17 protein-coding genes and 1 tRNA gene are annotated in these 19396 nt (G+C 60.0%); 10 read left to right on the top strand and 8 right to left on the bottom strand.

From position 1 onward, the window contains the following. Positions 1-8 precede the first annotated feature (8 nt). From sctQ to IVA74_RS14635, 5 genes are read left to right on the top strand one after another with little or no spacing between them, the layout of a single operon-like run. Positions 9-1094 carry a type III secretion system cytoplasmic ring protein SctQ gene (gene sctQ / locus IVA74_RS14655; RefSeq protein ID WP_247344779.1) on the top strand — a complete coding sequence of 362 codons (1086 nt, stop codon included), beginning with the start codon at positions 9-11 and terminating at the stop codon, positions 1092-1094. Continuing rightward, the gene (gene sctR / locus IVA74_RS14650) at positions 1087-1752 is read left to right on the top strand and encodes a type III secretion system export apparatus subunit SctR (RefSeq protein ID WP_247300634.1); all 666 of its coding nucleotides are present in this window, start codon (positions 1087-1089) and stop codon (positions 1750-1752) included. Before sctQ ends, sctR begins: the two co-directional genes overlap by 8 nt. Before the next feature lie 2 nt (positions 1753-1754). Then, positions 1755-2030: an EscS/YscS/HrcS family type III secretion system export apparatus protein gene (locus tag IVA74_RS14645; RefSeq protein ID WP_018458364.1), complete on the top strand. Its 276-nt coding sequence runs from the start codon at positions 1755-1757 to the stop codon at positions 2028-2030. A gap of 11 nt (positions 2031-2041) precedes the next feature. Next, a complete protein-coding gene (gene sctT / locus IVA74_RS14640) occupies positions 2042-2872 on the top strand; it encodes a type III secretion system export apparatus subunit SctT (protein ID WP_247344778.1) in 831 nt (276 codons plus the stop codon). After that, positions 2869-3906 (top strand): EscU/YscU/HrcU family type III secretion system export apparatus switch protein, encoded by a 1038-nt coding sequence (locus IVA74_RS14635; RefSeq protein WP_247344777.1) that lies wholly within the window; start codon positions 2869-2871, stop codon positions 3904-3906. Before sctT ends, IVA74_RS14635 begins: the two co-directional genes overlap by 4 nt. A 43-nt stretch (positions 3907-3949) precedes the next feature. Here the strand turns inward: IVA74_RS14635 and IVA74_RS14630 are convergent, their stop codons facing one another. From IVA74_RS14630 to IVA74_RS14620, 3 genes are all read right to left on the bottom strand, one after another. Further along, on the bottom strand, positions 3950-4612 hold the full coding sequence (locus IVA74_RS14630; protein WP_018458361.1) for a CpaD family pilus assembly lipoprotein: 663 nt from the start codon (positions 4610-4612) through the stop codon (positions 3950-3952). A gap of 10 nt (positions 4613-4622) precedes the next feature. Beyond that, positions 4623-6044 carry a type II and III secretion system protein family protein gene (locus IVA74_RS14625; RefSeq protein WP_247282082.1) on the bottom strand — a complete coding sequence of 474 codons (1422 nt, stop codon included), beginning with the start codon at positions 6042-6044 and terminating at the stop codon, positions 4623-4625. A gap of 73 nt (positions 6045-6117) precedes the next feature. After that, entirely contained in the window at positions 6118-6807 is a 690-nt protein-coding gene (locus IVA74_RS14620; RefSeq protein ID WP_247344776.1) for a response regulator transcription factor, read from the bottom strand. A gap of 3077 nt (positions 6808-9884) precedes the next feature. Between IVA74_RS14620 and IVA74_RS14615 the strand changes: the two genes are divergently transcribed. Both IVA74_RS14615 and IVA74_RS14610 read left to right on the top strand, forming a co-directional pair. Continuing rightward, positions 9885-12263 carry a hypothetical protein gene (locus IVA74_RS14615; RefSeq protein ID WP_346730947.1) on the top strand — a complete coding sequence of 793 codons (2379 nt, stop codon included), beginning with the start codon at positions 9885-9887 and terminating at the stop codon, positions 12261-12263. A gap of 729 nt (positions 12264-12992) precedes the next feature. After that, entirely contained in the window at positions 12993-13154 is a 162-nt protein-coding gene (locus IVA74_RS14610) for a hypothetical protein (RefSeq protein WP_247300649.1), read from the top strand. Here the strand turns inward: IVA74_RS14610 and IVA74_RS14605 are convergent. After that, positions 13141-13482, bottom strand: coding sequence for a chorismate-binding protein (locus IVA74_RS14605; RefSeq protein WP_247344772.1), 342 nt, complete (start codon positions 13480-13482; stop codon positions 13141-13143). The two genes, IVA74_RS14610 and IVA74_RS14605, sit on opposite strands and share 14 nt — an antisense overlap. A gap of 136 nt (positions 13483-13618) precedes the next feature. Between IVA74_RS14605 and IVA74_RS14600 the strand changes: the two genes are divergently transcribed. Beyond that, positions 13619-13816: a Dabb family protein gene (locus IVA74_RS14600; RefSeq protein ID WP_083926520.1), complete on the top strand. Its 198-nt coding sequence runs from the start codon at positions 13619-13621 to the stop codon at positions 13814-13816. 762 nt (positions 13817-14578) lie between these two features. On the opposite strand, the gene IVA74_RS14595 is transcribed toward IVA74_RS14600, so the two are convergent. The 3 genes from IVA74_RS14595 to IVA74_RS14585 all read right to left on the bottom strand — a co-directional run bounded on the left by IVA74_RS14595 (position 14579) and on the right by IVA74_RS14585 (position 16831). Further along, a tRNA-Val gene (locus tag IVA74_RS14595) sits at positions 14579-14653 on the bottom strand. A 155-nt stretch (positions 14654-14808) separates the two neighbouring features. Continuing rightward, positions 14809-16107 carry a hypothetical protein gene (locus IVA74_RS14590; RefSeq protein WP_247344769.1) on the bottom strand — a complete coding sequence of 433 codons (1299 nt, stop codon included), beginning with the start codon at positions 16105-16107 and terminating at the stop codon, positions 14809-14811. A gap of 118 nt (positions 16108-16225) precedes the next feature. Next, on the bottom strand, positions 16226-16831 hold the full coding sequence (locus IVA74_RS14585) for a DUF1134 domain-containing protein (protein ID WP_247344767.1): 606 nt from the start codon (positions 16829-16831) through the stop codon (positions 16226-16228). Between the two features lie 139 nt (positions 16832-16970). On the opposite strand from IVA74_RS14585, the gene IVA74_RS14580 reads away from it, so the two are divergent. Next, the gene (locus IVA74_RS14580) at positions 16971-17456 is read left to right on the top strand and encodes a YHS domain-containing (seleno)protein (RefSeq protein WP_247344802.1); all 486 of its coding nucleotides are present in this window, start codon (positions 16971-16973) and stop codon (positions 17454-17456) included. Here the strand turns inward: IVA74_RS14580 and IVA74_RS14575 are convergent. After that, positions 17446-18279 (bottom strand): 3'(2'),5'-bisphosphate nucleotidase CysQ, encoded by an 834-nt coding sequence (locus IVA74_RS14575; protein WP_247344764.1) that lies wholly within the window; start codon positions 18277-18279, stop codon positions 17446-17448. The genes IVA74_RS14580 and IVA74_RS14575 overlap by 11 nt on opposite strands. Positions 18280-18450: 171 nt before the next feature. Here IVA74_RS14575 and IVA74_RS14570 point away from each other — a divergent pair, with 171 nt between their 5' ends. Continuing rightward, a complete protein-coding gene (locus IVA74_RS14570) occupies positions 18451-19104 on the top strand; it encodes a histidine phosphotransferase family protein (protein WP_247344761.1) in 654 nt (217 codons plus the stop codon). Positions 19105-19396: the final 292 nt, after the last annotated feature.

Below are 19396 nucleotides of genomic sequence, written 5' to 3'. Positions count from 1 at the left end.
GGAATCAAATGCGCTGCCCTGTACAGTCGCCTCCTGCAACTCGCGCGAACGCATACGCGAAGTACGAGCCGAGCCAGCGTCTAACCCAGAGTCTCGTCTCATGGCTCAACAGAGACGTGCGGCCCTCCGCCTCTTTGCGGAGTAACCTTTGCGACAAGCCGCTATCGGTGCGACTGGAACGACTTGTGTGGCAGGAGGAACCTCCGGCTCTGTCGATGCTCGATTGCGTTTGGCGCCTCGGCGATGATGCGCTCGTGTTGTCGATACCGCATGCGCTTGCGGAGGTCTTGATCTCGACAGTACAGAGTGGCCTAGCTTTACTTTCCGAGCCAAGTCGTTCGCTGGTTCTCGAACTTGCACTTGAACCGTTGCTCGCGCACCTGGAGACTGAGACAGAGCAGCAACTGCGACTCCTTCATGTTGGAAAGGCCGAGAAGAACGGGCCTTATATCGAACTCGACATCATCTACGGTCCGGTCAGGGGCAAAGGTCGCCTATTTCTTTTCTCGCCTCTTGACGGACCGATACCGCCGGCGTTCCGCGCCTTAGGCGAGCTGCTCGGCCAATTGCCGCGACATTTGTGTGAGGTCCCCGCACAGCTACCCGTTACAGTTGCAGGAGAGATCGGCTCCCTCCGGGCGTCAGCCGCGCTTCTTCGCAAAACACGTAAGGGCGACGCTTTGTTGCCGGATGTAATGCCATTCGCCCGCGGTCAGATCATCCTCACTGCCGGCCCGTTATGGGCCGCGGCAGATGTCACTGGCAACCGCCTGATCCTGCACGGACCGTTTCGCTTGCGGCCGCGCCCTCTGGAGTATGCGCATATGACGACACTGCCCGGTTTACAGCTGCCGCCTTCGGAAGCCGATCTCGACGATATTGAGATTTCGCTTGTCTTTGAATGCGGCCGCTGGCCCATCACGCTGGGAGCCCTGAGAAGCATCAGCAAAGGATACGTATTCGAACTTGGCCGGCCGGTCGACGGCCCGGTCGATATCCTAGCAAACGGCGTACGTATCGGGAGTGGCGACATAGTACGTATTGGAGACGAGCTCGGCGTTAGACTGCGTGGCGGGTTAGCGGGCAATGACTAACATTGAACCAGCGATACTGCCGCTTCTTGCGGTCACGGCCGCGCTCGGCTTGTTGGTCTTCGCTGTCGTCACGACCACGGCGTTCGTAAAGGTATCTGTCGTTCTCTTCCTCGTTCGCAATGCGCTTGGGACCCAATCGATTCCACCGAACATCGTTCTATACGGCGCAGCATTGATGCTCACCGCTTTCACGAGCGCCCCGGTCTTTGAGCAGAGCTACAATAGAGTCGCCGATCTGCAGCTCCGCTATCAAACGCTCGAGGATTGGGTAGCCGCTGCGAAAGTGGGGCAGGAGCCGCTGCGAGGCTATCTCAAGAACTTCACCAATGAAGAACAGCGAGGCTTCTTCCTGTCCTCGACCGAGCGTGTCTGGCCGGAAGAGATGCGCGGCAGAGCGACAGCCGATGATTTTGTCATTCTCGTCCCATCTTTTCTAATCTCAGAACTCAAGCGTGCCTTCGAAATCGGGTTTTTACTATACCTTCCGTTTATCACTATCGATCTGATCGTAACGACCATTCTGATGGCCATGGGCATGTCAATGGTGTCTCCGACAGTGATCTCAGTTCCTTTCAAGCTGTTTCTGTTCGTGGCGATTGACGGCTGGTCGCGGCTTATGCACGGGCTGGTGCTGAGCTATACAACACCTGGAGGGTGAGCATGGATGAGGCCACTATTCTCCCTTTTATGAGCCGATCACTGGTGCTTTTCATGACCTGGGTTCTGCCTCCGCTCATTGCAGCGGCGGTCGCCGAAACCATCATCGGCATCATCCAGGCGGCAACGCAGATCCAGGATCAGACATTGCCACTGACTGTGAAGCTTTTGGTCATTGTTGGGATTATAGGTTTGTTTGCTCCGGTGCTGAGCGCCCCGCTCATCGAACAAGCCAAGCAGATCTTTACTGATTTTCCCGCGCTCACGACGGGCTACTAGCAGCAGCCGTCATGTATGATCTGTCAACCGCCGACACGCAAAGTCTGATCCAGGCGACCATCGAACTCGTCGTTGCTGCCGGCCTTGGTGCGGCCCGCCCCGTGGGCATCATGCTGGTGCTTCCGGTATTTACGCGTCCGCAGATCGGCGGCCTGATCCGCGGTTGCCTTGCCGTCGCGCTCGAACTACCATACTTGGCGCACATCGCCGATGGCCTGAAGGAGCTAGATCCGGACACTCGTCTGCTCAAGATCGCGCTACTCGGTCTTAAGGAGACGTGTGTCGGCCTACTGATCGGCGCCCTCCTCAGTATTCCCCTCTGGAGTCTTCAGGCCGTCGGCGAGTTCATCGACGCGCAACGGGGCATCAGCAGCGTGGTCACTCCCGCCGATCCCGCGACACGCAGTCAGGCTTCGGCGACGGGACTTCTTATCGGGACCACCGCGACCACGATCTTCGTCGTATCGGGGGGCCTGCAAACCATGATCAGCGGGCTTTACGGCAGCTATCTGGTTTGGCCGGCTTATCAGCTTGGACCCACGCTGAGCATGCGAGGGACGCTGGAGTTGTGGGGCGTGCTCGACAGCATCATACGTACCGCCGTCCTGGTCTCTGGACCTGTGGTAGCTTTCCTCTTGCTGGCCGACATATCAGCGCTTCTGCTAGGGCGCTTTGCGCCGCAATTCAACCCGCGGGACCTATCGTTGACGATCAAGAATATAGGTTTTGCGATCGTCATGGTGACTTATACGCTCTACCTCATCGAATACATGCAAGCGGAAATCATGCAGTCGAGCCGAGAGCTGGAGAGGCTTGAGAGGCTTGAGAGGAAACTGAAGTGAGCGACACGAGCGAAGAGAAAACGCTCGCCCCCACTGAAAAGAAGCTAAGCGACTCGCGCAAGAAAGGCGTGGTTCCGCATAGCACGGATCTAGTCAGGGCCCTCAGCGCTTGCGCCGGTCTCGGTTATCTCTGGTTAGAAGCGAGTTCCATCTACGACAAATGTCGTGAAGCGCTCATGCTGACTGACAAGCTGCTTGATAAGCCGTTCAATATTGCGGTCGATCTTGCGCTCGGCGTCTTGCCCGAACTTGCACTGGGAATTGTTGGCCCGCTTCTTGGGAGTATGGTCACCTGCGCAATTCTGACGACGGTCCTAGCCAATGGTGGATTAGTGTTCTCCTCCGAGCCGATGACGCCGAAATTCGAGAACATTGATCCCATCAACGGACTGAAGCGCATCGCCTCTTTGCGTTCCCTGATCGAGCTTGGCAAGACCTTGTTCAAGGTCTTCTGCCTCGGCGCGATCTTTGTCCTCGTCGTTGTCGGCGCGTGGAAGACACTGGTCTATCTGCCGGTTTGCGGCACGGGCTGCTTCGAGTTCGTGTTCATTCAAGTGAAACTGTTGATCGGGATTGCAAGTGGTGCATTTCTTATCGGCGGATTGGTCGATCTCCTCATCCAGCGTTGGTTGTTCTTGCGCGGCATGCGCATGACTAAGAGCGATATGAAGCGCGAGGACAAGGAGCAGCAAGGCAATCCGGAGGTCAAACGCGAACACCGACGCCTTCGGCGGGAGCAGGCGAGCGAGTCTCCTCTCGGCGTGAGTCGCGCGACATTGATCTTGACTGGGCGCGAGCTGCTGGTCGGGGTACGCTACATCCGTGGCGAAACGGGCGTCCCGGTCCTGGTTTGCCGCGGCGACGGGGAGGCGGCTTCACGGCTCTTTGATGAAGCGAGGCGCCTTCGTCTCAGTATCGTCGAAGATCACGTCCTGGTCCGTGAGCTAATCCGCAACACTAGCCTTGGCAATTCCATTCCTGTCCAGTACTTCGAGGCTGTCGCAAAAGCACTCTTTGCCGCCGGCCAAATCTAGTTCGTGTTGTGAATGAGGTCGCATCGAATGACTGATGTTCTCGCTATCGAGAGGGCTGCACGGTCTGGGTGCCGGCAGACGTGGGATCTGACGGCAGCTTGTTGTTAGCCATACCCAAGTTGCTGTTATTGCCGGTCGCGAAGGTTTTGTATGTGGCAACGGGAATGGCCGCACGATTGCCATCACTCGGCACAACGGCCTGATTGTCAATCAAGTCGCGCGGATCGTTGACCATGCCGGCCAAGTTGTTGCGGATCGAGCAGCCAAGCGTCGGATCGAAAGAATTGTCGTTCACTGAAGGGCCGACGATCGCAATCGACGGACAAACTGGAGGGCGCGCCTCGTACGTAATCGCCTCGATTCGGGCGGCAGAGCCATCACGCCTATCGATGAATGGACCGTACAGGCGGATGTTGTGAGCGTCGACGCCCACTGCGCGGGCCTCAGCTGCTATCTGCGCCCCGAGCCGACGTGAGCCGACGATATCAAGATGGAGCGTGTCGTACCGACCGCGACTGGTACTCGCTATGAAGTAACGCAGACGCTGCCGTTCGGGCCCTCCAAGGGTCTGTAACAGTAAGACGTTCTTCTCTTGTTCAACCAGGATCGCTTGCGCGGTCGGCTCGAGGTAAGTCGGCGCGGTGCTTGCGCAGCCACCTAGACTGGCCGTCAGACCGATGAAGGGGCGCACGAATCGTAATCTCATTGGTCGATCCTCATTCGATGGTGTGGCCGGTGCCCCTTGTCGCGCCTGGTACGCTTATCGGGGGAGCACCGCGAACAGGCGAGCGCGTTGCCAATGTGTTCGTCAGACTGCGCGCGAGGTCTGAGGGCGGAGCGATGCGGTCGGTGGGCGCACTCATCTGCTTCGAGTTCGATCTTGGCCGCACGACGTAAGGCGTGACGATGATCACGAGTTCCGTCTCATCCTGTTGAAATGACGATGAGCGAAATAGCGCACCAAGAATCGGAACATCGCCGAGCCAAGGGAAAGTCGTGATCTCAGTGCTGAAGTTGCGCCGGATAAGCCCACCAATTGCAAAGCTCTGGCCGCTGGCGAGCTCGACAACCGTGTTTGCACGCCGGGTGGAGAGAGCCGGCACGGAGATGCCGTTGATGTTGACAGCACCTTGTGACGATAGTTCGCTGACTTCAGGCTTCACGCGGATATTGATCTGATTGTTACTGAGAACGGTCGGCACAAACTCCAGGCTGACGCCGAAGTGACGGAACTCGACAGAGACCTGCCTATTGTCCTGCAACACCGGAATGGGAAATTCGCCGCCGGCGAGGAAGCTGGCGGATTCGCCTGACATTGCGGTGAGGTTCGGTTCAGCAAGTACGGAAGCGAGGCGCTCGTGAGCCAGTGCATCGAGCATAGCGCTGACGTTCACATGGCCGGTGTTGACCCCCATCTTCGCCGTACCGCCGCCCTGCGCTGCGCCGTATCCACCACCACTGCCACTGACCAAGCCGAGAGTGAAAGGGCCAGCTTGACCGGAAGCGGAGAGGTTGACGCCGAGCTCCTTCATGGCGCTCCGGGAGACCTCCGCCACCCGCACGCTCAGATTCACCTGCAATGACCCCGCCACCTGAATCTTGTTGACGACGAGCGCACCAGACCCGAGAAACTGCTCGGTCACTTTCATCGCTATATCGACGATCTCCGCATTGGGCGCCGTACCGCTAAGGATGGCCCCGCGCGGGGTGTAGCTTACCTGGATGGGATAGTCGCCGACCTGGGCTTTCAGCGTGGCGCGCAGATCCTCGATCGGCTGGGTGACGACAACACGCAGCTCAGCGAGAGCCTCCCCGGCCTCGTTCAGTGCGAACAAGGTGGTCCGACCGGATTTTTTGCCGAAAACAAAGATGGTCCTGTTCGAAGGTGCCTGATAGTCCGCGACCGTAGGATCTGCGACAAAGATGCTCGCGGCTGGCGCTGGCAGGTGAATCGTCTTACCTAGCGAAGAGGAAAGGGTCAGCGTCGCGCTAATGCCGTCGGCAGCCGTACGCTGCGGCCCACTTCCATCATCCCGCTTGATCTGAGCTACGGCCGCAGCCGGGAATAGCAGGATGACCACGCACAAAAGCTGCCAAAGACAAGGAAGAAATGTGGACGAAAGGCCGTTGGCGGCGATCGATCCTCGAGTGACGCCAGCATGCTTGTCAAGAATGTTGCTCAAGATGGTCTTTTCTCTCAAGTTCAATTAACTACGCGGTCGATGCCGCGCCTTTCAATTCAAGGACGTAGCCGATGCCGCGCGCGGTTTTGATCCGTAGCGTCGCACCGGACCGACTCAAATGACCGCGCAAACGATAGATTCCGACCTCAAGCGCATTGGTTGAGACCTCGTCGTCAAATGCATAGAGGCTATCTTGCAATGACGCACGAGCCACGGTGCGGCCGGCGCGGCTGAGCAGATGTTCGAGAATGCACACCTCGCGGCGGGCAATCTTCAGTGGTCGACCATTGACCGTCGCTTGCCGACCGATCGAATCGAATCGTAGATTGCCAAAGGTAACAATGGGGGCCGTCATTTGCGTTGACCGGCGCAGAGTAGCGCGCATTCGTGCGATGAGTTCATCAGTAGATACGGGCTTGGGCAGGAAGTCGTCCGCACCGCCATTAAATAGCGCTATCCGCCTACCGAGCTCATTGAAGTTACTCATCATCATGGCAGGCATCGAATGTCCGTCACGTCTCAACTGCTTCAGCCAATCCAAGCCGTCTCCATCCGGTAGAACCAACTCGAGCAAGAGAATGTCATAGCTGGCGCAAGAAAAAGCGGCGGCGGCCTCGTCCAGGGTGCACGCTACGTCAACGGCAAAACCGCAATCGGAGAGCGCATCTTGTACAACGCGCGCGGGGTCCCTCTCATGATCAACGAGTAGCGTTCGCATTCCAGGACCTCCTATCAAGTCACGCCAAGACACCCACCACGTCACGCCACCCCCGAGCGGAATTGAACAGTCCGGCCTCCGCGTAAGCATTGGAATCCGGAATAGACGAAGAGCTGCGGTACTGGCGAATCGCATATTGGATCGGGATTCCATTGTGAGCTCGACTGGCGTTGTTCACTGTCTCACGTGGCGCGCCTGAATCTTGGTGACGTCGAATGTGCTCTTTCCACCGGGGCGTAGGCGGCAATCAATACAATGCATCGATAGGCGGGCAGCACCCGCTCAGCACCGGAACAATCGCGGCAGTTGTCGCCGACATCGTGAAGTCGAGATAATTGCCGAGAACACATTGATTGGTGAAATCGATGGTTTGGTTCGATGCATTCACATGGCGGATTAGTGACAATGCCGTTCCATGGTCTGGATCTAAATCTCCTCATCACGATCGATGCTTCCGATGGCGAGCGCAGCCGCACGGCCGCAGGTTTGATGGGGGAGCAGCGATGATATGCGATTTGCATCGCGGCCCTCAATTTGCAAAGCCTCACACGCCGGCAGGCGTTCCGTGCTTGAGCAACGAACTTCCTCATTCGGCCAAAAAGGTGAGCCTCCTTCGTGCTCCGATCACCGGAGCGACAGTGATGGCCAAGCGCGGCTACGCTCAGCTGGAGAACGCCATAACGAGGCCCTCCTGCCGCGCCTTCCTATTTTTGACTTTTATAAAATCACCGAGACGCTTTGGAAAGAACTGCTCAACGGCCGGACAATCCAAAGACGGGGGGTGACATGAACTTGGCCGCACCGGGCAAAACCGTGCCTACAATCCGATCGCGGTGTCCATGATCACGTACTCATCGCAGCTTTGCCGACAGCAAACCTACGATGTTGCGTGATGCACGGCGCTTTCCCTACCCGGCAGCACATGAAGTGTGAAATCAATTCTTTGGATAGATTGCATTCACATCCTGGATAGTGACAAGACGTCTGAGGTCTGTGTCTCAGTCTCCTAGTCGCACCTGATGCTCTGATGACCGAACGCAATCTGTCGCTGACAGCTCTGGTAGGGTGAGCGATGATTTTGGTGATTTTGCATGACGGCGTCTTCCTGCAAGGCTCACATTGGGCACCGACTCTTCTGGACTAGCAAACCCAGTCATGGTCACTCGCCCAGCAATGTCGGTTTTGCTCCATCCGGACGTGAGAAAAATGTTGTTCTGATCGACATTCTACGTCTGATCAGAATGTGCAGCATCTCGGAATCGGTGGGCGACTTGCTCAGGAAATCGCATGGTGCATGACCGCGCGTCTGCAAGTTGTCCCGTCTGAGCCGAAGCGCCCGGTCCTAGAGAGCTTGACGGCCAATAAGTCTTCCGCAGAGTGCTTGGCCGGCGCATTGGAGCGCGGACAGCTGCTTTGGTCACGTTGTGGTCAGCTAAGCTGTATATCCTCCTGGCAAAGCTTGCCGCGCACGAGCTCAATCGCGTGCACTTTGCCAATGCGGGAGCGATCTGATGTATGGCAGAATCGGTGGATCCGTTTTGCGGAAGCGGTTGCCGGCCTGGAGCGAGGTGGGTCGTCGTCGGCAGGCGCGTCGCCATACTCCTTGCGTTCCAATCCGCCCATTATCAAGATCGTCAACCGAGAATCGTTCATGCGCAAAGTGAGACAGTCTTGTCCAGTGACATCATGCACATCGCCAGTAACCCGCAGGAGTATTCGGATTTTTGTCGGAGAAAGCCGAGCGGGCTGCAACTGCCGGTGAAGGCTATTCCAGTACTTACGGTGATCCGGATAAGCCGGCGCGATTTTTCAGCTATCAGGTCGGGTGACGAAACTGTGAGCCGGAGGCTCGGTTCGGATCGAGGGAGACCAGTTTCGTCAACAGTTCGGGCGTAACGTTATCACGTCCGTGGTAGATCTACGCGTTACTCATCCGCTCGACGAGCACGCGGGCGATATCCTGCTGGAGCATGAACTGCGAATGGACGGCGATCATCCGTTGGTCTTATCACGTCCTGGCGTAGGAGGTATGGAACCCCGTCTAGCGGAAATGGGTTTTGTTCATGGCGGGTCGCAAAAACTGGGTGCTTGATCCTCAACAGCATCCCAAAGTGTGGACGGAGAACGAGAACGACCAGTGGCACCGAGTAGACAGCCCTACAAAGTATCTTTCAAAGTCGAGGATAGCGATGGTCAAGAGAGCTGCGAGACGGATTTCGTCTGACGATGATCCCTCGTATTACCTGGAGCGCGCTTTTCGAAGATTGGCTGTGGGACAAGGCGATTCGGAATGATGAAAGCTGGCGGAACCGACTGGTATTTCGCTATTGTAGGGGCCGGTTCAGTAGTGAACTTGAAGGAAGCGCTCGCGCCGAATAGTGCTCCTCGCGCGTGACAGATGCCCGGTTTGGAACGTCAAGTTTGACTTCCTCGGCTACCGCTTCCGACCGCGACGGGCAAAGAACTTACAAAACGCCTCGGCATTTTGCAGTTTTCTGCCTCGGCTCAGCGCTTCGGCGGTGAAGTTTATGCGGGTGGCAATCCGGGATTTGGACCTCCGAAAACGGACCCATGTGTCAATGGTGACATCGCTCGGCAGCTCAATCCACTCCGCGGGCGGGGATTGTGTATTACGGTCGATTCAGGCGGGCGCCTCTGGGGCAATCCTCCGATACGTCAATCAGACAATCGAGGCTTGGATGATGCGGAGGTCCAAACGCTTTATGGGTCGCAAGGCGAAGACCGGCCGCGTTCTCGAACGGCTATCTCGCGAACGTCCCGGTTTTTTGCACAATGCAAGACCGGCATACGCGGCTCGTTCGCCTGATGGGAGCCCAGTGACGGGAGAGTCTCACGCTGGGATCCATGAGAGCCCGGCGGTGAGATTCCGCCGGCCTACTCGCCAAGCCGTCTGCCCGGATGTGTGAGGGCAAAGCCAAATGGCCTCGCTACTCGACCACGATCCACTGCGATGTGGGTTTCCTGTGCAACCGGAAAAACGCCCTTCGTCAGCTACTCGTCAGCCAGCCTGTCTATCCAGACAGGCTACGCATTCTCGACTTGATCGGAGATGGAATATGACGGGCATTGGCCGATCTGGCAGATCGCGCATTGGGGATGCTGGAGCCGGATCGAGCAGTTCACGCTCGCACTCAAGTCTAGCCCCTGGGGAAGGCAGTCAATCGTTCGATTCCGTCGTGGAGCGGATGCGCTCTGGGCCCCAAGATAGAGGGACGCCGTCCGCTAGCACGGCGCGCGGTGCCGACGATGCCCTTGGCGACAGGTCTTCCGGTCCCTCCGTTGGCCCAGATCGAATCCTAGGCGCTGCGGCACGTGCGGCCGCTGCGCCACGTGGAGCCACTGCGCGGCGGCGCGGCTTTCCCTCAGTGTCCGAGGGTGGAGACACGGCGCCGGTCGCCAGCCAGCCGCCAACTTCCGGTGTGGCAGTCCCCATTTCCTCGTCAGAGGAAGAAATCAACGCAACAAGGCGACACATGGACCGCCTGCGTGAGGACTATGCCGCTTGCCGTCAGCCGGGCGAGGATGCCGAGCTGAAGGAGGCGCTAGAGCTGAGCGATCGATTCGTCGAAGCAGGCTCGGCAGTTCTGGAGTACTACGCGAGCCTGCGCCCGGCCGTGGCGCCGAGCATTCTGTCCGACGCCGAGGCCCGTCAATACTGCTATGCCGTGCTCCATGCGGGGCGTCAGGGCAACATGGTGGGCTCGGCGATTATCCTCGCCTTAGAACAGCGCAGACAGGAATCGGCAGGCCTGTTCCAGCGGATTTCGAAATCCAACGCTACCCCCGACCAGCTGAGCCGAGTGGCTTCCAGTATGGTGAAGGACCATGTGCCTGTCATCGAGTGGTGGGGAAAGAAGCTGTTGCGCTCGGAACGGATGCAGTCCGCCTGCGAGGCCACTGCCAACTTGCCAAGCACGACGCCCGAGATGCGGAAGCCCATCGAGGCCGCACTACGCCTGCATACCGGCTCGGCACTTTATGATGGGTGCTTGCATCTGGAATCGCGGATTAAGCTCGCGAAGCTTCTGATTGAGTCTCAGGCGAGCACGTTTGAACAAGCCGTGAGGGACGCCCTCATGGATGAGAATGGGCGGGTGCGTCTGCTCGGGACCTATATCCAGGATGCTTTTCCGGCATTCAACTCGACGAGCAAAGCCGTTCTGAACGAGGACGGAGAACCACTCGACGCAGAGCACTGCGCCGTTCTGGAAGGAGCCATGGAACGGCATTCGGAATTTGCCTCAGGGGTGGAACGCATCGTTGCCAGCCTAAGGGATGCTAGAACGGATGCCGACCTTCCATTGGAACAATTGGACCAGATCGTGGAAGGTGCATGGGTCACCGCGCACCAAGTCACGCGACTTTTGGCAGTGCAGCCAAACAGGCAAGTGGAGCCGCCTGCCCAGACTGCGATATCGGAAAAGACCGACTTAGCGGCTGAGAACCACGCGGCGCGCAGGAAGGGGAAAGGCAAGCGCACACCGGCCGCAGGCGAGGGGAGTTCAACTGCCAGGCTGCGCGAGCCGCAGCTCGCCAGGCCCGACGCTGCCACGGTTGTCGTACTCTCGGATCTGGGTACGAAGAAACTCGCGAGTGCAGAGGAGGCACGCGCGAGGGCGTCGTCATCGGCGACCGGGCACCTGGACATGTGGAAGGCTCCGCCCTCCAGGAACGCAGTGACGGGATTACTCAAGCGATTGGACGAGCTGCTGGAGTTCGATCTGCCGGCTCAGCAAAGCGCCGTCTCGCAAGCGCGCCAGATGAAGCCCGAGGACGCCGACCACGTCGTGGATCTCGTGCTTAAGCGCCTGGAGACGCAGGCCACCGAGATTAAGACCTGTGTAGCCGCGCTGGAGGAGCCCCGCCGACGTGGCCTACTCACGCCTGCGCAACTGACCGAAGTGCACAAAAAAATAGTCCGGCTTAAGGCGATGTTGTCCGAGGTTCAGGGACAGGCAAACTCATTGAACGCGCACAAGGCGGCGATCACGATCGATTGCATGAAGACCTACGCGTTTCCATCGCAGAAGTACCTTGAACAGTTGCGGGCGGCCGAAGAACTTGCGTCTGTGTATCCACCCCACGCATTGAAGATCGAGCCAACGACGCTGTTCGAGGTCGAGCTGCAGCCCAAGGCGCTGCGCAGTGGTAGGATGCCAAATCCGATGTGGGTGCACATCCATACCAAGCTGCCGGTACATGCCTTGCAGTTGGCGACGCTGGGCGTCGCCGACTTCGCCGCTTGCCACGTGAAGTCCAATGAACAGCGCGGCTACAATCGGCAATGGCAGAGCGCTCAAGCCCGCACGGGGCACAAGAACGTCGTGATCCACCGCGGCAAGCTCGCGCCTGCGTTCTGTAAGTCGTTGTTGAGCATCGCCTCCCTTCCCGAGGCGGAGCACGCGTCGATGCAGTTCGCGCGCCTCAGGATGTAGTTACCTGAGTGTCTCGCGCCAGAGCGTCGCTGTGCTGACACCATCAAGCAGACCGTATCACCGAGAGGAAATCCTCGATGCACTCGAAGCCCGCGCGGGCTCCTCGAACAGATCGACAACGGGTCCGACTGAAATTCGATCGGGAGCGTGGAGACCCCGACTTCCGTTCGCTTGAAAAACAGCATCGCGGCCCTTGTCGCCGCGCTTGCGATGGCCGGGTCCGAATAGCCTCGGATCCGGCTATGCTTCAGATCGTGAATGAAACAGTTTTGCGCATTTGTGTTCGAGATCCCATCGCCGATCGCTTCGTAAGTGTCTGCGGCGCCGTGCTTAGCGCCCTACCAATGATTGCGCTTCCCTGCCTGGAGCACCAGAATGCGGTGTAAAGAGACTCGGATCGATAACCAGCTCGGTTCTCTTGGTCGATTAGCCGTCACCTAAATGCAATGCGATCAGCTGCCCGTCGCCGGGGTTAAGGTCCTTTCCGAGATCGCAAGCGCCTCATGATGATGTCCGGATCGGGTGGGTCATCCTCTGCAACGGCGGGCGGGCGAGCTCGCCACCAGTCGATTGACCGAGGTCACCACGACCACCGTCTCAGCGGGACATCGCCGGCCCGGCGGACCGGGCCAGAAACTTGCAAATTAAGGCCGGGCCGGCGCGTGGCCCCAGTCAAACGACGTGCCGTCGACGGAAATGCAGTGGAGGATCACAGAGATATTGTGCGCAATGGCGACGTTGCCTTTTCATACCGACACGCTTCGCGAGCTTTATTCCCAAGGCCTCCGCGTTTCGCTGATGGTGAGCGGCGATTTCAGCGATGGTGAGCAGGCATTTCGCGCGATCGGCCGCGCCTTTGAGCTGATCTGCCGGCGCGTCAAACTTTTGTGAAATGCTCGGGCGAACTCGATGCAATGGTGAGCTTGCCATACCGAAGAAGGTCGGCAAAGGGAGCCGAATTCATTTTCCGCAGCTGACAATAGAAGGCTATCAGATCGAACGAGTTCGCCAGGCGAGCGCTGAAGCGCTGCGCAATGTTGACCTGGAAGGCGTCACCCGACAGATCAATCACGCGTTGTACAGCCGTGACGGCCTGGCCTGGTGTAAAGGAGGGGGCTGAGACTGTAACCAGCCCAACAAATTCTTCGACTGTTCGGCGAGCTCTCTCACGCCGGCGAACCGGATCCTGCTCCGGCCACCCGGTAGAAAGGACCAGCATTTGTCATAGCGGTAATCCAAGCTTATCACGCCTCGTAAAGATATAGGAGTGCCTGAGGCAAGCGATGCCTCCCGACGGTATCGTTCCAGCGTCCTGTTCAGCTCGTAGCCAAAAAAGCCGGCGGCGCCGCCCTGGAATGCCGGGAGATCGGCGCGACGGCCTTTCCGTTCTCGCCAAAATCCCGCACGCACGCCGGCTTGAGCTCGCTCGCAAGCGCAAGAGTGACCGGCTTGGCAACGAAATTGACGTGATCGTCTGCGGTGAATTCGAGGACGAAGTCGAACTCGAAGCCTATAAAGCGCACGAGCTTTACCAGGAGTCGATTCGGCAGTAGCTCTCGGAGCGGACTGACCTGAGCGAAGTCAATCCGCAACTTCGCGATGAACTTTGAGTAGATGCTTCCGTGGAGGTCATTAGCTTCGCGCGGATCGACGCTCGACGACTGGGGCAGAAGACACTCGATGTGCAGGAGATCGAGTGCGGCAACGCGGAAGAAGCTCTTCAGCTTGGCTCTGCCGGGGAGGCAAACCAACCGATCGAAGTCTGGTGTGGCCCACGGCGGCTCGGTCGCTTTGAGCCAGAGCGAAGGTAAGCGAGACCGCTGCCGCCCCTCATTCTTGACCTTGGCCGAGCGTCGCCTTCATCAAGGCGAGCAACACATCAGCCAGCAAGAGACGGTGATAACCTAAACGTCGATCGTTATGGCTGCACGATGTGCCATCGCGGATGGGTGACGAGTACCGCGGATACGCACGGGCAAATGAGAACCCGTCAGCCCTACGTCGCTGGCGGGTTTTTCTTTAGGGACGCAGCCGAAGTCCTGCTGCTCGGCAGAGTGATCGCTTACCGCCTGAGAAGGACTAAAGGCAGAGCGAAACAGTGCAGGAACGTCGCAGGACAAGAGCGCGTCGAGACAAACGAGGTCGCCTACACTGGTTGGGTGGGGAGAACATCGAACGGTCGTACGATGACCAGCCGAGCCGTTCTGTAGACCTCGCACCATCATTGCCCGCTTCGTGCCCCTATTGTGCCCCCGCTTTTTTGGGGCACATACTTGGAGAACCTCGCCGCTAAGTGGCTGATTTAGCTAGGTTAATGGTGGGCGCACAAGGGATCGAACCTTGGACCTCTCCCGTGTGAAGGGAACGCTCTCCCGCTGAGCTATGCACCCGGGACCATCATGCAGGCCGGACTTTCGGCCGGCCGGCGCATTGGAGCCCGCGATTTAGAAGTGCGGGCCGAAGGTGTCAAGTTTTGAGGGCGCCCCAAGGCCCGAAAACCTTCCAGAGACGGCGCAATCCGGCAGTGAGACCGTTTTGGGGCCGCCTACGCGCCCTGCTGGCGGGCGCGGGAGGCGTGGGCCTGGAGCGCGCGGATGCGTTCGGCGAGTGTTCCGCCGCCTTCGGGCAGGGTGCCTGCGGCCGTGCCATTGGTCGCGGCGTCATTGGCCGGGCGCGGCGTCGGCCTCGGCGGCTGGCCGGCCTCGGCCGCAAGCAGTGCCTCGATTGGCGAGTTCGGGCCTTCGAGCTGCATCGCGAGCTTTGCGACCTCGGCTGCGATGTCGTTGATGCGCTCGCGCAGCAGCGCGTTCTCCATCCGCTCGGTCGCCCAGGAGCTCTCAGCCTGCTGCTGGATCGCGTTGATGTCGCGCTGGAGCTTGGCGCGCTCGTCGCGGGCGGTGCGGAGCTGCTCCTCCAGCGCGGTCTTTTCCGCGCGGAGCGATTCCATTGCGGCCGACGATTTGCCGCCGCTCAACGCTGCGATCTCGACGCGCAACTCCTTGACGGTGCGCTCATTGCCCTCATTGGCCTGGCGGAGCTGGTTATTCTCGTAGTCGCGCTCGGCAAGCAGCTTGCCCTGCGTGGCGAGGCGGCCTTCGAGGTCGGTGACGCGGCCCGCCAGCATCTCGGCTTCCTTGACCTGCACGATGAGCTGCCGATCGAGCTCGTTGACGCGCTGGCTCAGATTTTCGACGCGGCCGCGGGCGTCGCCAAGCTCGCGCGAGGCGGTCTCGGATTCGGTGCGTTCCTGCGTCAGCCGCGTCTGCGTTGCGGCAAATTCCTTCTCGGCGTCGCCGACGCGGTTTTTCAGCTCTTCGATCTGCGCACGGACCGCGACCAGCTCGACCTGGCGGCTCTCGGCCATCATCGAGCGGTCGGACAGCTCGGAATTGATTTTTGCCAATTCGCCCCGCTTGTCGGTCAGCGCATTCTCGGCGGCGCGCAGGGCCTCGGTCTTGGTGTTGAATTCCTCTTCGGTGGCGCGGAGCTGCTCCTTCACCGCCTTCTCGCGCGCCTCGAGCGCGAAAATCGTGGCGTTCTTCTCGCCGAGCTCGATCTTCATGCGGTTGATGGCGTCGCTCTTCTTGCCGAGTTCGGCGAGCTGGCTCGTGGTCTTGTTCTTGAGTTGGTCGACGCTCATCTCGAGCCGTCGCGCCGACACGGCGAATTCGGCGCGGAGCTGGTCCTTGTCGGCCTGGATCTCGGCCATCGACAGGGGCGTCGCCGCCTCGAGCCGGCGCGTGGTCAGGCGCACGGCACGGTTATGCACCAGCGGCACGATCGCAAGTCCGCACAGCATCGAGAGCAGGAAACCGATCGCCAGGTACATGATCGGTTCGACCATGGGCCAGAACTCCAGAGCTAAGGAAAAATTTACCAATGACAATGCATGGCGGGCCGGCAAAAAGCCAGCCCCGCCCTGTTGTTAACGTGAATCCGGAACTGGACCGGAGGAGGGAAACCTAGAATGGGTTCCAGGTCGCGCGCGGCGTGAATTTCAAATAGCCGATATTGGCTCCCAGCCGCAGGCCGAGGCCCGAGCGGATCGGCACCAGCACGATGTTGTTGGCGGTGAGCGCCGTCATGCCGAAGCCGCCGATGATGTAGGCCGAGCCGTCGAGGCCGGCGAAGCGCTGATAGATCGCATTGGTGGCGGGCAGATTATAGACCAGCGTCATGGTGCGTGCGCCGTCGCCGCCCCAGTCGAAGCCGAGCGAGGGGCCCTGCCAGTACACGCGCAAATCGCCGGCGTTCTTGGTGTAGAGCGTGCCTTCGCCGTAGCGCAGGCCGGCGACGAAGGCGCCGGAGCCTTCCTCACCGAGGATATAGCCGTTGGGCAGGCCCCATTGGCTGACCGCCTTCTCGATGATCGAGGCAAGACCGCGCGAGACGTTGCCGAAGAAGCGATGGCCGGCGTTCACGAGTTCGTCCGGCCCATAGGTGCTGGGCGTCTGGGTCCGCTGCGGCGGCGGCAAATTGGGTGGCGCCGCCTGCTGGGCGGCGGCCGGCACGATCAAGCCGACCATCGCGGCAAGCGCGAACGCAGCAAGGCGTGATGCGAAAGTCATAAAAGAACCCCTGGTAGCGAAACCGGTCGCTTCCTTAACCTGACGCCAACAGGCGCGGCTCTAGGTTGCGCCGAATGTCCCCTCGACTCGGATGTTATCCGCAGCAACTATGACGGCACAACGGCAGGAAGCCAGCCCTTTGCGCCCCGGAATTGCCTTGATCGGCCTTCTGGTCTGCCTGCTGTCGGGCATCTGGATCATCTGTCCGGGGTTGCCGGCGCGGGCGGCCACCACCGAGCGGATCGTCGTCAATCGTTTCAACGGCGTAGCGATCGAGGGCTTCGACCCCGTGGCCTATTTCGTCGATGGCTCGGCCGTGCAGGGCACGGCGGAGTTCGAAGCGAACCTCTGGGACGCTGTCTGGCGGTTCCGGAACGAGGGCAACCGGGTCTCTTTCCTGGCCCATCCCGAGATCTACGGACCGCAGTTCGGCGGCTATGATCCGGTCGATATCGCCCGCGGCGTGACCGTCGCCGGCAATCCGCGCTTGTTCGTGATCGCGGCGCAGCGGCTTTATCTGTTCAGCCGGGAATCCAATCGCGACGCCTTCGCCGCCAATCCCGAGCGCTTCCTCCATGAGGTGGGCAAGCGCTGGCCGGCCCTCCAGGACAAGCTCAGTCAGTAGCAACCACCGCCTGCGGGTCGCCCCAGGCGATGAACGCCGGGATGATGAAGCCGCCATCGTGCCGCTCGCCGAAGCGGAGTTCGCCACCCCTGTCGTCGGTCACCCTGCCGCCGGCCGCGGTCACGACCGCGCAGCCGGCCCCGACGTCCCACTCACAAGTTGGCCCGAAGCGGGGATAGATGTCGGCGCTGCCCTCCGCGATCCGGCCGAATTTCACGGCCGAGCCGACCGTCTTTCGCACGGCATTGGGCCGGCCATTGATGAATGCCTCGCTTTTGGGATCGCCGTGCGAGCGGCTCACCGCCGCGATCCAGGGCTCGCCCGGCGTCGGCAGCTTGCGGGTATGGATCGGTTCGGCCGCGCCGATGGTCGCGCCGCCAAACCTCACCCGCTCGGCGCCACGGCCGACGATGCCGCGCCAGAGCAGCCCCAGCGCCGGGGCGCTGACGATGCCCAGCAGCGGCACGCCTGATGTCACGAGGGCAAGGTTGACGGTAAACTCGTCGCGTCCGGCGACGAACTCCTTGGTGCCGTCGAGCGGGTCGATCAGGAAGAAACTGTCGTGGAACGGCGGCGAGGAGAGCTGGGTCCGCTCTTCCGAGAGCGTCGGGATATCGCCCGCAAGCTGCGCCAGGCCGTCCGCGATGATGCGGTCGGCGGCAAGATCGGCCTCGGTCACGGGTGAGCCGTCCTGCTTGCCGTCGACCCGCATCGCCGCGCGGTTGACCGCGAGGATGGCCTCGCCGGCCTTCACCACCAGGGCGGTGAGCGGCTCCATCAGGTGGGAGGCGGCCGCGCCGTCGATGATCCGCTTCACCTGCATGCCTCATTCATCGGCGATTCCATCCCTACTCGAGTGATTCGCCGCGGCTTTATGGCCGCTTCGAGCCGATCGCAAGCTAGCTGCCACGGGCTTGCGAATGTTAGAACCCGCGGCATTCGTCAAGCATGCGTGATTCGCCGCGTCCGCGCCGTGCAATTCCAGGAACCCTTTATGTCTGACGCTTCGTCACCCGCCACCGCTACCGCTCCAGATGCGCTCGAACTCGCTGCGCTGCTGTGCTCGCGGGTTTGCCACGATCTCATCAGCCCTGTCGGCGCCATCGTCAATGGGCTCGAAGTGCTCGACGACAACCCTAAGCCCGACGACCGCGAGTTCGCGCTCGACCTGATTCGCAAGAGCGCGAAAACCGCCTCCGCGCGCCTCCAGTTCTGCCGACTCGCCTTCGGGGCGGCCGGCTCGTCCGGCGCGCAGATCGATCTCGGCGATGCCCAGACCATGGCGCGCGGCCACATCGAGGACGGCAAGTGCTCGATCACCTGGAATCTGCCGCGGATCCTGATGCCGAAGAATCGCGTCAAGCTGCTACTCAACATGCTGGTCGTTTCGCAGCACACGATCCCGCGCGGCGGCACGCTGACGATCGACCCGATCGGCGAGGGCGAGACGATGAGCTTCCGCATCACCGCGACCGGACATAATGCGCGCCTGCCGCAGAACATCTCCGAGCTCCTGAGCGGCGAGCGCGGCCCGGCCGCGGATGCGCATGCGATCCAGCCTTATTACACGCGGCTGCTGGCAGAGGCTTGCGGGCTCACCGTGAGGCTTGCGCACGAAGGCGAGGCCATCACCATAATCGCTTCGTAGGCACGAAGCCGCTCTCAAACGTTAATCGAATCTTTACGAGGCGCTTCGGCTTGTCCGGAGCGCCTTATCTCTTTGTTGGTTCCGTTCTTTTGCACATACTCAACCATTATTAAACGCTTTGCGGTGAAGCTGGCCTCATTCCGAAATGGCGCATCACGTCACGTGCGCGCCCTCCCTGTATGAAGGCCTGTTTTCATGGATGATCTGTTGCGGGAGTTTTTGACGGAAACCGGCGAGAGCCTGGACACGGTGGACAATCAGCTTGTGAAGTTCGAGCAGGAGCCGAACAACG

It is taken from the genome of Bradyrhizobium sp. 132 (assembly GCF_023074185.1).
Classification (GTDB): Bacteria; Pseudomonadota; Alphaproteobacteria; order Rhizobiales; family Xanthobacteraceae; genus Bradyrhizobium.
The sequence above is the reverse complement of the archived record's forward strand: the minus strand, read 5'-3'. Positions and strand labels throughout refer to the sequence as shown.

Bases quoted from the DNA above. Each gene is read 5' to 3' on its own strand.
- sctQ (WP_247344779.1), top strand. From the start codon at position 9: ATGCGCTGCCCTGTACAGTCGCCTCCTGCAACTCGCGCGAACGCATAC.
- sctR (WP_247300634.1), top strand. From the start codon at position 1,087: ATGACTAACATTGAACCAGCGATACTGCCGCTTCTTGCGGTCACGGCC.
- IVA74_RS14645 (WP_018458364.1), top strand. From the start codon at position 1,755: ATGGATGAGGCCACTATTCTCCCTTTTATGAGCCGATCACTGGTGCTT.
- sctT (WP_247344778.1), top strand. From the start codon at position 2,042: ATGTATGATCTGTCAACCGCCGACACGCAAAGTCTGATCCAGGCGACC.
- IVA74_RS14630 (WP_018458361.1), bottom strand. From the start codon at position 4,612: ATGAGATTACGATTCGTGCGCCCCTTCATCGGTCTGACGGCCAGTCTA.
- IVA74_RS14620 (WP_247344776.1), bottom strand. From the start codon at position 6,807: ATGCGAACGCTACTCGTTGATCATGAGAGGGACCCCGCGCGCGTTGTA.
- IVA74_RS14615 (WP_346730947.1), top strand. From the start codon at position 9,885: ATGACGGGCATTGGCCGATCTGGCAGATCGCGCATTGGGGATGCTGGA.
- IVA74_RS14610 (WP_247300649.1), top strand. From the start codon at position 12,993: ATGGCGACGTTGCCTTTTCATACCGACACGCTTCGCGAGCTTTATTCC.
- IVA74_RS14605 (WP_247344772.1), bottom strand. From the start codon at position 13,482: ATGCTGGTCCTTTCTACCGGGTGGCCGGAGCAGGATCCGGTTCGCCGG.
- IVA74_RS14600 (WP_083926520.1), top strand. From the start codon at position 13,619: ATGCCGGGAGATCGGCGCGACGGCCTTTCCGTTCTCGCCAAAATCCCG.
- IVA74_RS14590 (WP_247344769.1), bottom strand. From the start codon at position 16,107: ATGGTCGAACCGATCATGTACCTGGCGATCGGTTTCCTGCTCTCGATG.
- IVA74_RS14585 (WP_247344767.1), bottom strand. From the start codon at position 16,831: ATGACTTTCGCATCACGCCTTGCTGCGTTCGCGCTTGCCGCGATGGTC.
- IVA74_RS14575 (WP_247344764.1), bottom strand. From the start codon at position 18,279: ATGCAGGTGAAGCGGATCATCGACGGCGCGGCCGCCTCCCACCTGATG.
- IVA74_RS14570 (WP_247344761.1), top strand. From the start codon at position 18,451: ATGTCTGACGCTTCGTCACCCGCCACCGCTACCGCTCCAGATGCGCTC.